Below are 12,142 nucleotides of genomic sequence, written 5' to 3' on the forward strand. Positions count from 1 at the left end.
GTGATGTGACAATGTGTCTGCTTGACGATGAATTATGATATTTTACGTGATCTAAGCCACTGTTTTGACGGTGAAGACGTGATTTTGACTGATTAGCGGCAGGAAGCGTTAATCGATGGGATTGACCGCCGCTAAAAACCCAGCAATGCTGGGTTTTTAGCTTTAACTGGTTGAATGACTAGCGGGCGTTACGCTGAAAATCATCAATGGATGCAATGGTTTCACCGATATCCAGCGGGGTAGCTTGGGTATGCGCTTGGCCTTGGCAATGCATCACAATGCGGTTTGATGTGCGCGGTTTGATCACTTCCACCACGAATTTCACCATGTCGACACGGCGTAAGGCGGTCAGGGCTTCAATCACTTTTTGACGCTGGCTAAAGGTCTCATCCTTGTTACCGATGCTGACCCAGAAACGCTGCGCACGTGCGCGTAAATTGGTATCAGGCTCGGCGATCTGGGCAATCAAGCCTTCTTTACTGGCTTGCCATTGAGCCTCATTCAGTTCCAGTAGCACCAAGGCAAACGCATTGGTGAAATCATCCATGGCGTCCAAAAGTTGCGTTGGTGCGGCAACCGGTGACTGAATATAGAGGATCAACCCCGGATGGCGATTGAGCGGCAAGTTCGCTGTGCCGACCATGTACCCCAACTGCTGGCGGGTGCGCAGCTCGTGGAAGAAGGTAGTCGACATCAGGTGATTGGCCAACGTGTAAATCGCAATTTTGCGTGGGGTGATTTCGCGCGATTGGTAATACATCAGCAAGGCTGAGTCTGCATGATCACAATGAATTTCATGACTCAAGGTGCCAGATTGATCCAAATGCACCAAGGGGCGCTGCGCTTCACCGTAGGTTTGGTTGGTGGCACGGAAGGCATCTTTCAGCATTTCGGCTAATGCCATCGCATCGGCTTCCAGCCAATTACCGTACACAAAGGTATCAATGTGCAGCTCAGCAAACATCGCTTCCACGAACGCCGGCAGTTCATCCACCTCAATGGATTCTAACGCTTCGATTAACACCGGATAAGGCGGGTTGTTCGGCTGCAATAACCCCGTCAGCTCATTAAACAGCTGTGAAATTGGCTTATCTTGCGCGGCATTACGCCAGCTGCGCAGCATTTGCGCCTTGATATTATTAAAGCGCTCAAGGTTAAATTCACGGTTAGCGAAGCGCTCTAGCAGCAGCTTTAATAGCAGCGGTTGCTTTTCACTGAAGCCGGACAGCTGCAGCGTCACGCCCCCTTGATGGGCATACAGGTTGTAAGACATGCCGGCAATTTCAGCCGGGTAGGCCGACTCATTGGTGGCTTCCAGCAGCATCTCGACACACAAGCGGGTCTTCACAATATTGCGTGGTGAACTGACCGCGTGCGGGCTATCGATGGCGACATACACAATGCCTTTTGGGACGCGAAATTCATGTTCTTGTTTGTGCCATAAGCGGAAGCCCGGTAAGTCTTGGATCAATCGTGGCGGCTGATCCGCATCGGCGGCTAGCGGGAGGGGATCCGGGTTGTCGCACAAATACAGGTTACGCTCAGGCAGGGTAAACGCCACTTCGGTGCCGGGGTGTTGCCATTGCGCTAACTGCTCGGCGGTAAAGGGCGTCACACCATACGGGGTGTGGTACCACTGGGCCACTCGGTCACACGGTTGATCGTGCGCGACTAACACTAAACGCATGTTATCCGGACGGAGACGATTGAGCAGATCCATGATCAACGGCTCGTCGTAGTCGGTCATCATGTAGTCACCGTAGATAATGTCGTCCGGTGCGTAGTGCAATAAGTTCATCACCAAGTAGCTGACCGTATCGAGCGGACGGCTTTTTTCTTGGTAGCGAAAGGCCATGTCGAGCACCGTGCGTTTTTCGTCAAAACGCCACTGTTCTAGCCCGTGTTCACGGATCAGATCAATGTACTGGAATACATGGGTCACGATGTCGTCCACATGTTCAACCCCTTTCGGTGTCAAGCTCAGGCTCACGGTGAACTCGCGGAAGTTACTGCCGCTGACACCGCCGCCCGCCGCCAGTGAGTTAATGAACCCCAGGTGTTTCAGGTGGGACATCAAGCTGCCTTGCCCTTCGTTACCCAACAAATGGGCAATGTATGACAGGGGCTTTTGGCGGTAATACGGGTCCATCGCAGGCAAGGCGAACGACAAGGTCAGCTTGCGCACTTCTTTGATCGGATCAATGGTAATGAACTGGCCGTTTTCTTTTTCTGTGACTAAGGGAACCGCGATCGGCGTCGGGGCCTTTTCACTGTTAGGAATGTCACGGAAAAAAGTGAAGGCATACGCTTCCAGCTCATCGAGCGATTGCGGACCCAGCAACACCAAACCCATTAAATTGGCCGAGTAATGCTGCTGATAAAAGGCGATCAACTCATCACGCACCGAGTGATCATCACGATCTTCTAAGGTGGTGAGATCCCCCACCGAGAACTTGGCGAACGGGTGCGCCTGATTGACGGTTTCTTTGTGTACTTGATACAAACGGCGGACATCATCTTTCAGTTTCAGTTTGTATTCTGAATCGACCGCATTGCGTTCTTTGTCCACCGCTTCTTCATTAAATAACGGCGCGGTAAAAAATTGGCCGAAACGATCTAACCCTTCGCTGAATGCGTGGGGGCTTACCTCAAAAAAATAGGTGGTGTTTTCGGTGCCTGTCCATGCATTGTTGCTGCCCCCACTTTGGTTGATGAAGGTCTGAAATTCACCGACTTTAGGGTATTTCTCTGTGCCGAGGAACAGCATATGTTCCAGAAAGTGTGCCATGCCTTGGCGATCTTGGGGATCGTGGAAATGGCCGACATTAACGGAAAGCGCCGCGGCTGAGCGCGGGGCGTCAGCATCGTGGACCAAGAGCACTTTTAGCGCATTGGCGAGCGTCACATAGCGGTACTGCTTGAGGTCGTTAGGACTTGTCTGCACAGGAAGGGCCTATTTTTAGCGGGAGAGTAACGTAATTATGACGTTCATTAACATAGCTGGCAAATGAAAGCGGGGGGAATATTCCATGAAACAAGCGGTTAGCGTGCAGCTTTCTACACAGATCCCACTGCGGTCACGGAAAAGTAACAGAGTGCGACGAAGCACTGTTTTCAGACAGGGGAACTTGCTAGCATAGCTTGTCCCCCCTCACTGCGTGATGTGCTGTTGTCACATCATTACAGCGCGATTGTGCTGCCGTTGTTGAGGGGTGTTTAGTTTAAGTTTGATCGAACCGGTCGTGCCGCGAGTATGCATTAATAAGGCGGACTATCAGAGTCGCAAACGTGATATTGGAAGAATTATGCGAATCTATATTATGCGCCATGGCGAAGCCCAGAACTTTGCAGCGAGTGATGCCGAGCGGCCGCTGACAGAACGGGGACAAACCGAGTCACAGCGCATGGCCATCCAGTTGGCGCATCAGCTACCTGATGGTCTCGACAGTGTGTGGGTGAGTCCGTATCTGCGTGCTCAGCAAACATGGGCTGCTATGGCGGCACACCTACCGACACCCAAGCAGCAAAAAACGGTGGAGGAGATCACCCCGTACGGTGATGCCGATGACGTGGCCACGTACCTTAAAGCTGTGATCGCAATAGAGCGTCCCGAGAGCGTGTTGCTGGTGTCCCACTTGCCGTTGGTCGGGTATTTAACCGCAGAGCTCGTACCGGGCTTGCAACCTCCGATGTTTATCACCTCGTCGATTGCCGCGATTGACTACCAGCCTGACACCGGCGAGTCAGCCCTGTTGTGGCATGCCAATCCGGAAGGTTAATCCCCCTGCTTCCCCATGCTTCGCGTTTCAGCGAGGCATGAGAAATCGCTAAGGTTTTACCGCAAGAGGTCGATAAGGCAATTATCGACCTCTTGTTTTAAGATGCAAAGACACTGCGATGAAAGCCAAGTTATCCCTTATTGTGGGCGCCGCGTTACTCGCGGGTTGTGCCCAACTGCCCCCAGCGCCGAGCATTAATGGCAACGGTGCCATCAAATGGGCCAATGGTATCAGCGAAGAAATGCACATTTCTGCCTCAGGCAGTACGCTGACCTTTGCCGCCCCACAGAGTTTATTCAATCCCGGTGGGATCACGATTTTCTCACGCATCGACAGCGCCCGAAACGGCAATTGCGAACACTACTACAGTGAGCAAGCGGTCAAAACGCGTATGCAGATCTGTGATAACGGGGAAGTGACGTTGATCGTGGAAGGGCAGGTGATCAACGTCGGCGCACTGGCGCGGTATATTTATTAAAGGGGCGAGTTTTTAGTTGGCGAGGGACGAGAAACGAGAAACGAGAAAGAGCAAAAGCTTGACCGTTTTTAGGTGGGGACGAAAATCACCCTCGACCCTCGACCCTCGACCCTCGACCCTCGACCCTCGACCCTCGCTTTAGCACTTATCGCTCTGGGATCTCAATCAGTACCAGTAGCGCACCGGCGCCGCCGAATTCGAGCGGGGCTTGGTGGAAGGCCATCACATCAGGATGCTGGGCCAGCCATAACGGCGCTTTCTGTTTCAGAATGTGCTTACCGATGCCGTGCATTACACAGCAACACGCCACACTTTCCTTGATGCACGCCGCGATCATCGCCGCCAGTTCACGCTTGGCTTCTTGTTGCGTCATCCCGTGCATGTCCAAATACATGTCAGGCACATACACCCCACGACGCAGCTTTTTCACCTCGTATTTCGACACGCCCGTACGCGCGTATTGTGTTGGGCCGTTTTCATTCAGGTGCGGCTCAAACTCATCTGAGAAGTAAAACTCATGATTATCGGCTACTTTTGATGAGAGTTTAGCCTTATCCTGCTTCGGCCCCTGTCGGCGAGGCGTGATTATGGTATCATGCGAGATCTTTTTTACGCCCTTAACCGCGTCCTGGAACATTGACCATTCGTCATCCAGGGTAAAATCTTTTTTGCTCATAGTGAAAAATTCCAACAACTTTATAGCGGTATTGTAGCGCCATCCGGAGGCTATTTTGGATAAGATTTTTGTCGACGAAGCTGTCAACGAACTTCATACATTGCAGGACATGCTACGTTGGACGGTTAGCCGTTTCAATGCTGCAGGTCTATTTTACGGTCACGGCACAGATAATGCGTGGGACGAAGCGGTGCAATTGGTATTGCCAACCCTTTATCTTCCGCTCGATGTGCCGTCTGACGTACGTGGCTCTCGCCTGACGAGCAGCGAGCGTCTGCGCATTGTTGAACGCGTGATCCGTCGTATCAATGAACGCACGCCAGTGGCTTACCTGACCAACAAAGCGTGGTTCTGTGGGATGGAATTCTTCGTGGATGAGCGTGTGCTGGTGCCACGTTCGCCGATCGGCGAATTGATCGATAATGACTTTGAACCGTTCTTGAAGGAACGTCCAACGCGCATTATGGACTTGTGTACTGGCTCTGGTTGTATCGGTATTGCCTGTGCGCACGCCTTCCCAGAAGCGGAAGTGGATCTGGTTGATATCTCTGTTGATGCATTGGCTGTTGCTGAGCAGAACATTCAAGATCACGGTCTTGAGCAGCAAGTGATCCCACTGCGTTCTGATTTGCTACGTGATGTACCAAAAGACAAATACGACCTGATCGTGACGAACCCACCGTACGTTGACCAAGAAGACATGGACAGCCTGCCTGACGAGTTCCGTCACGAGCCAGAGCTGGGCCTTGCGGCGGGCTTTGATGGCCTAGACTTGGTACGCCGTATTTTGGCAAACGCACCGGACTACTTGAAAGAAGACGGCGTGTTGATCTGTGAAGTGGGTAACTCGATGATCCACATGGAAGATCAGTACCCGCACATTCCATTCACGTGGATTGAGTTTGAAAACGGTGGCCACGGCGTGTTCATGATGACGCGTGAGCAGCTAGTGGATTGCCAAGACGAGTTCGCGGCATTCCGCGACTAATTCTTGCCCCGTTGTTCTTTTTCGCCCTCGTGACGCAGCAATAACGGCGCGATGACGGAAAGCGAAGAAATAAAAACCGAAGCCTAGGCTTCGGTTTTTTTATGGCTGTTGTTTTGCAAGTTGCTCGGCAATCTGTCCTTACAGGAAGATGTCTATTACAGGAAGATGCCTATCACGATCGTGTGGAACACAAAACCAACCAGCAAGGGTACAGCGGTCCGTTTCACCACCGCAAACGGCGACAGCTTGGCCCCACTGGATACGGCAATCACCACCCCGGAGACTGGCGACATGGCGCGACCCATGTGAGAGGCTTGCTGCATTGGCAAGATCATCGCGGTGGCATTGGCGCCCATGCTCGCGGCAATTTGCGGGATCAGTTCAACGAAGGCCAAGAACGGCGCGTTACCCGAGCCCATGATGATCGCGGCAGCCAATGTGACCACGGCAAACACGACGGCCATGGCAAACGGCGGTAAACCCACATGTTCAGCAAACATGATCAACTGATCAATGGCGCCGATGGTTTTGATACCGTGGGCAAACACCCCCGCCGCGACCAACAGGCCGACCACGGTGGTGAACGCCACGCCCATGCCTTGAAGGAAATGGTTAAAGCCGTCACAGACCTGTTTGAAGTCTTTTTTACGCAGATACTCCACGATCAAACACAGTGCGATACTGAACAGCACAATGGTCACGATATTCAGTTTGATACCAGAGACAAACAGGTTCGAGCTGGCCACCGCCAAAATGATCGGCAGCATCGGCAGCAGGGCATAGTAGGCCGGTACCGTGCTGTGCGTGTTGTTGGTTGTGCCCGAGTTTGCTGTCGGTAAGGTGCCATCTTGCTTATCGCAATGTCGCTGCCAAAAGATATGGGCAAAGCCAATCACTACCACGGTCGCAATCGCTGCCGGGCCTTGGTAATACAGCACGTATTCGACCACATCCATGTTCACCGCTTGCGAACCGCGAATGGCATCAATGGCAGTGGGGGTATACGCCACACCCAGCGAGGTGGCGATCACCCCTGCCGCAGAGGCCGCAGACAGCCCCAGACCCAGCATGATCGGGAACATGGTGCCCATGAGCAACACGGCCAAGCCGGTAGCCGATGGGATCGCCAGTTGGATCAAGCTCGCCAGTAAGTAAGAAAAGAACAAAAGGATATACGGTGAGCTCAGGCGGCGCAGAGGTTTCGTTACCACCTGCACCACGGCACCGCTCGCCCCAATATGATCCATGTATTGGGCAAAGCCCATCAGCGCCATGATCATCAAGCCCAGGCTCGCTGCTCGGCTACTGAGTAAATCACGCATCACCTCGAAGCTGTCGAGGGCCGCAATGCCCGTGCCTGAGAGGTTTTTCGGTAAAATGTTGCCGCCCATCAGTTGGGTAGCGGCCATTAGCACAAAACCCGCCACCAATAACACCAACTCGGCACGGTAGCCTTTCAGGATCAGTCTGGCCACCATGATGATAACCAGTAATGACAGTAAAATAGGGATCATGCGTTGTTCTCCGGCATAAACTGGGTACGTGTTTGTTCAATCACAGCCAGCACCACATCGCTGGCGGCTTGCAGGGATTTCACTGGCAGGTATTCATAGATAGAGTGGAAGTTATGCGCGCCGGTAAACAGGTTCGGACAAGGCAGGCCGTTTTGTGATAACACGGCACCGTCATAGCCCCCGCGCATCGGCAGGATATGCGGCTCGATACCGCACTGGCGATAAGCATTGATTGCAATATCCACCGGGAAGCGGGCGTCACCCAACAGGCTGTTTTCGACGTTGGCGTAGCTATCGGTCAGGGTGATAGACACACTGCCCGCGCCCCACAACACGTCGCAGTGATCGCTGAGTGTTTGCAGGAACTGCTTGCGGTGTTCATAGCCTGACTGGGTAAAGTCACGGATATCCATATTCAGCACCGTTTGGGCACTGTTTCCCTGCAATTGTTTGACCCAGTAATACCCTTCACGATTCTCGGTGTATTCCGGGGCTTCACCGGCCGGCAGCATGGCAATGAATTTGTGCGCCATTAAGAGTGAATTTTTCAACTTCCCTTTGGCTGACATCGGGTGGGCCGACTGGCCGTGGAAAGTAATAACAGCGTCACCGGCATTCCAGTTTTCACACACCATGTCGCCTATGGCACAGCAGTCAAGGGTGTAACCAAAATCAGCGCCAAAGCTGGCCACATCCAATAGCCCTGCGCCAACCAGTCCGACTTCTTCATCTGGCAGGAAGCCGACTTTGATCGTACCGTGCGGGATCTCTGGATGGGCTTGCAGGTGCGCCAGCGCGTGCATAATGGCGGCGATAGCGGCTTTGTCATCCGCGCCCAGTAAACTGGTGCCGTCCGTTACGATCAAATCGTCACCGATATAGTGGGCTAATTCAGGGAACTCCGATTCGCGCAAGAAAATGGCGTGTTCCGCGTTCAGGCACAGATCGCCCCCGTGGTAGGGCAGGATCTGCGCGTGCGTATCGGTGTCGCGTTCTGGGCTGGTATCCAAATGGCCAAAGAACGCTACCGTAGGCAGGGGCGCGTCGGTATTGCTCGGCAGAGTCGCGGTGACAATCGCGTGTTCATTCACCGCCACATCACAGAGTCCAAGGGCGATCAGCTCCTGCTCAAGGTGACGCGCGAGGGTCCATTGTCCTTGTGACGACGGCACCTGACCGGCGGCGGCCTGTTTGCGATCCGCGGTGGTATTGATTTGGGTATAACGTATAAAGCGATCAATGATATCCATATAACTGCGACCATAGAAAAAATTGCCGCGAGTATAGGAGGAAGCGCTGAAACAATGTGTGATTTGAGTGGGTTATTTAAACAATATTATCAATAGCAGTGTGAATTTGGCACGATTTATATCTTTCGGCGATGTGAAAAGAAAATAAGAGAAAGGGAAAAAGAAAAAAGAGAAAGCAGAAAAAGAAGATATGCCATAAGGCGAAAAACGCCTTGTACACAGAGCGATGAGTACAAGACGCGTTCATAGTGGCAAAATAGGTGGTGAGACAGGTCGCGACAGAAGCGAGAGTGCTCGCGCTTACGCTTGACCCGCTTGCTGTTTACGTACCAATTCCGCCATGATCACATCGCGGTTGGCGAGGTATTCATCCAAGCCGGCTTTGCGCAAATCACACGATGGGCAATCGCCACAGCCATCGCCAATCACACCGTTGTAGCAGGTCAATGTTTGCTCGCGCACCACATCCAACTTACCGCACTGATCCGCCAAGGCCCATGTTTCGGCTTTGTTCAGCCACATCAAGGGGGTATCAATCTTCATGGCGCGATCCATGCCTAATACCAGTGATTCATTCAGCGACTTCACAAAGGCATCGCGGCAGTCTGGGTAGCCTGAGAAGTCGGTTTCACACACGCCCGTGATCACCGATTCGGCACCAATTTGGTACGCGTAAATGCCAGCAAGCGTCAGGAACAAAATGTTACGGCCCGGCACGAACGAGTTTGGCAGGCCATTTTCTTGTAATTCGTGAGAAACAGGAATGTTGTCGCGGGTCAGCGAGCTGATCGCCAATTCATTAAGCAAGCCGACATCCATCACTTTATGGGCCGTGACGCCCAATTGTTGGCACAGTGCTTCAGCCACTTCAATTTCCAGCTTATGACGCTGGCCGTAATCGAAGGTGATGCAGTGCACTTCATCAAACTGAGCAAGGGCTTGAATTAAACACGTGGTGGAGTCTTGGCCGCCACTAAAAACAACAACAGCTTTGCGCATGGGTAGTATTCCTTGAGAGTTATCGTACCGAAAAACAGTCGGTAGGGGATACCTTGTCTTTATCTGTAAAGATCAAGATAGACCAACAGCAGGTTCTCTATTGGCGCCGCCATGCTACCGCAGCTCCCGAGAAGAGAAAAGCCTTGTTGGTCTTACTCGTACAAAACACCCTGAGCCATTGTGTTTTGACCACGACAGTGTGCCAGAGTTTTAGGCTGACCACGTGCCAGTGCGTTCAAGGTGTTGTAATTGCGCCAGATAGCCAGTCATGTCCCCGATGTGCTCTGCCACCCATTGCGGATCAAAATAGGTGTCGAGATAACGCTCGCCACTGTCACACAGCAAGGTGACAATCGAGCCGGTTTCGCCCCGCGCTTTCATCTCGCAGGCCAGTTGCAGTGCGCCATACACATTGGTGCCGGTGGACGCGCCGGCTTTACGGCCTAATAAGGTTTCCAGCCAGTGCACGGTCGCCACGCTGGCCGCATCAGGAATGGTACGCATGGTATCCACCACGCCCGGAATAAAGCTCGGCTCGACACGCGGGCGACCAATGCCTTCAATGCGGCTGCCGGTGTCGCGGGTCAGATGAGGATCGCGGGTCTTGAAATAGTCATGGAATACCGAGTGTTCCGGATCCACCACACACAACTGGGTTGGGTGCATTTGATAGCGCAGGTAGCGACCAATGGTGGCCGAGGTGCCGCCCGTGCCCGGACTCATCACAATCCAGCGGGGGATCGGGTGCGGCTCCATTTTCATCTGCTCAAAAATGCTGTTGGCGATATTGTTGTTGCCGCGCCAGTCGGTTGCACGTTCGGCATAGGTGAACTGATCCATGTAATGGCCGTTCAGTTCACGGGCTAAGCGGCGGGATTCGGCGTAGATCTCGCTGGTGTTGTCCACAAAATGCGCCTGACCGCCATAAAAGGCAATCTGCTCAATTTTCTTGCGGGCCGTTTTACGCGGCACCACAGCAATAAACGGCAAGCCGAGCAAACGGGCAAAATAGGCTTCAGACACCGCCGTACTGCCAGAGGAGGATTCAATGATCGGGGTGTTTTCCCCAATCCAGCCGTTACACAGGGCATATAAAAACAGTGAACGTGCCAAGCGGTGTTTGAGGCTGCCGGTCGGGTGGGTGCTTTCATCTTTCAGGTAGATGTTGACACCGTCTAACGCAGGCAGATCCAGCTTGATCAGGTGCGTATCGGCAGAGCGTTGGTAATCCGCGTCAATTTTACGGATAGCGGTATGGATCCAATCAGCATTGTGGTGCATAGGGCCTCCTTGGGCAGCGGCATAGGCGATGACGATCGTGATAACGAGGGTGATGACATGAGCGAGCGTGATGCACGTCACCGTTCTCATCTGTTACGGGTTACTGTAAGTGTGAACGCGTAAAAAAACTTTATCTTCCTTCCTATCATTGGCGTAAAATGGAGAAAATATTTCTACCAAATATACCTTAAGAGCAACGCGATGGCCGATTTAGATAAAACTGACAGAACATTATTACGCATGCTGCAACAAGATGGCACCTTGGCGCTGGCAGAATTGGCTGATGCCGTCAACCTGACCACCACCCCGTGCTGGAAGCGCCTTAAGCGGTTGGAAGAAAACGGCATTTTGCGCCAGCGCGTGGCGTTGCTGGATCCGGTCAAACTGGGTTTATCCTTTACGGCGTTTGTGCAAATCAAAACCAGCAACCATTCTAAAGAGTGGTACCATACCTTTGTTGAAACGGTCGCCGAATTTCCGGAAGTGATGGAGTTCTACCGCATGGCGGGGGAATACGATTACATGATGAAAGTACAGGTGGCGGATATGTCAGCGTTTGATCAGTTCTACAAGAAGCTGGTTAACAGCATTGAAGGGCTGACCAATGTGACCTCCACCTTCGCCATGGAGCCGCTGAAATACACCACCGCCTTGCCGGTCTAGTCGACGGGATAAGCATTTGAGTGCTTTTTGACCAGTATTGATATTTTTCGTGATGGAAATAGGTGTCTTTCCCAAAGAAATGCCGTTACCGCATTACAACGCGGGCAGAATTTGTGAAAGTTTGCGGGCATTGAGCGCACCTCAACGAACGTAGACCCAAAGGGAGAACACCATGGAATTCCAGTTTTTGCGAAAAGACAAGGCCTACACCTACCTCGACATGCACGCCGCTTCGTTTGAAGAAGAAAAAGCCCAACTGCAAGATCAAGGCTGGGAACTGGCCGAGGTGATCGAAGCGGACAGTAAAAAAGACGCGATTGAGCAGTATAAATCCCGTTACACCAACTTTGCGGCGAAAGCGGCTGCGGTCGGTGCCGCCATCGGTTTTTTCGGTAGCTAATGGCCCGTTAAGCGCGTGAAATGGGCAGGCGAGAATACGCTTGCCCGTAAAAATTAGCAGTATCCTCTGAATATGCTTTTCTGCATTTAACTGATTGATTTATATCCAACCCTG

Annotated in this window: 11 protein-coding genes; 5 read left to right on the plus strand and 6 right to left on the minus strand. The window is 52.5% G+C overall.

Annotated elements, in window-relative coordinates:
- Positions 1-178: 178 nt before the first annotated feature.
- Positions 179-2,944, minus strand: a complete 2,766-nt coding sequence (locus tag ACSF8W_RS14600; protein ID WP_500847991.1) for an insulinase family protein — start codon at positions 2,942-2,944, stop codon at positions 179-181.
- A 361-nt stretch (positions 2,945-3,305) separates the two neighbouring features.
- On the opposite strand from ACSF8W_RS14600, the gene sixA reads away from it, so the two are divergent.
- Both sixA and ACSF8W_RS14610 read left to right on the plus strand, forming a co-directional pair.
- Positions 3,306-3,779: a phosphohistidine phosphatase SixA gene (sixA, locus tag ACSF8W_RS14605; RefSeq protein WP_500847992.1), complete on the plus strand. Its 474-nt coding sequence runs from the start codon at positions 3,306-3,308 to the stop codon at positions 3,777-3,779.
- 118 nt (positions 3,780-3,897) lie between these two features.
- A complete protein-coding gene (locus tag ACSF8W_RS14610) occupies positions 3,898-4,257 on the plus strand; it encodes a hypothetical protein (protein ID WP_428479073.1) in 360 nt (119 codons plus the stop codon).
- A 145-nt stretch (positions 4,258-4,402) separates the two neighbouring features.
- Here the strand turns inward: ACSF8W_RS14610 and smrB are convergent, their stop codons facing one another.
- Positions 4,403-4,933 (minus strand): endonuclease SmrB, encoded by a 531-nt coding sequence (gene smrB / locus ACSF8W_RS14615; RefSeq protein WP_500847993.1) that lies wholly within the window; start codon positions 4,931-4,933, stop codon positions 4,403-4,405.
- Between the two features lie 55 nt (positions 4,934-4,988).
- On the opposite strand from smrB, the gene prmB reads away from it, so the two are divergent.
- Complete coding sequence (prmB, locus tag ACSF8W_RS14620) at positions 4,989-5,921, plus strand: 50S ribosomal protein L3 N(5)-glutamine methyltransferase (protein ID WP_500847994.1); 933 nt, start codon at positions 4,989-4,991, stop codon at positions 5,919-5,921.
- A 155-nt stretch (positions 5,922-6,076) separates the two neighbouring features.
- On the opposite strand, the gene dcuC is transcribed toward prmB, so the two are convergent.
- The 4 genes from dcuC to ACSF8W_RS14640 form a co-directional block, all read right to left on the minus strand.
- A complete protein-coding gene (dcuC, locus tag ACSF8W_RS14625) occupies positions 6,077-7,435 on the minus strand; it encodes a C4-dicarboxylate transporter DcuC (protein WP_500847995.1) in 1,359 nt (452 codons plus the stop codon).
- Positions 7,432-8,685 carry a peptidase T gene (pepT, locus tag ACSF8W_RS14630; protein WP_500847996.1) on the minus strand — a complete coding sequence of 418 codons (1,254 nt, stop codon included), beginning with the start codon at positions 8,683-8,685 and terminating at the stop codon, positions 7,432-7,434. Before pepT ends, dcuC begins: the two co-directional genes overlap by 4 nt.
- A 300-nt stretch (positions 8,686-8,985) precedes the next feature.
- The gene (gene queC, locus ACSF8W_RS14635) at positions 8,986-9,684 is read right to left on the minus strand and encodes a 7-cyano-7-deazaguanine synthase QueC (protein ID WP_500847997.1); all 699 of its coding nucleotides are present in this window, start codon (positions 9,682-9,684) and stop codon (positions 8,986-8,988) included.
- 210 nt (positions 9,685-9,894) lie between these two features.
- On the minus strand, positions 9,895-10,965 hold the full coding sequence (locus ACSF8W_RS14640; RefSeq protein WP_500847998.1) for a PLP-dependent cysteine synthase family protein: 1,071 nt from the start codon (positions 10,963-10,965) through the stop codon (positions 9,895-9,897).
- Positions 10,966-11,166: 201 nt separating this feature from the next.
- On the opposite strand from ACSF8W_RS14640, the gene ACSF8W_RS14645 reads away from it, so the two are divergent.
- Both ACSF8W_RS14645 and ACSF8W_RS14650 read left to right on the plus strand, forming a co-directional pair.
- Positions 11,167-11,628: an Lrp/AsnC family transcriptional regulator gene (locus ACSF8W_RS14645; protein ID WP_500847999.1), complete on the plus strand. Its 462-nt coding sequence runs from the start codon at positions 11,167-11,169 to the stop codon at positions 11,626-11,628.
- A gap of 172 nt (positions 11,629-11,800) precedes the next feature.
- On the plus strand, positions 11,801-12,028 hold the full coding sequence (locus tag ACSF8W_RS14650; protein WP_500848000.1) for a hypothetical protein: 228 nt from the start codon (positions 11,801-11,803) through the stop codon (positions 12,026-12,028).
- Positions 12,029-12,142: the final 114 nt, after the last annotated feature.

Source organism: Photobacterium sp. 270122K (assembly GCF_059941365.1).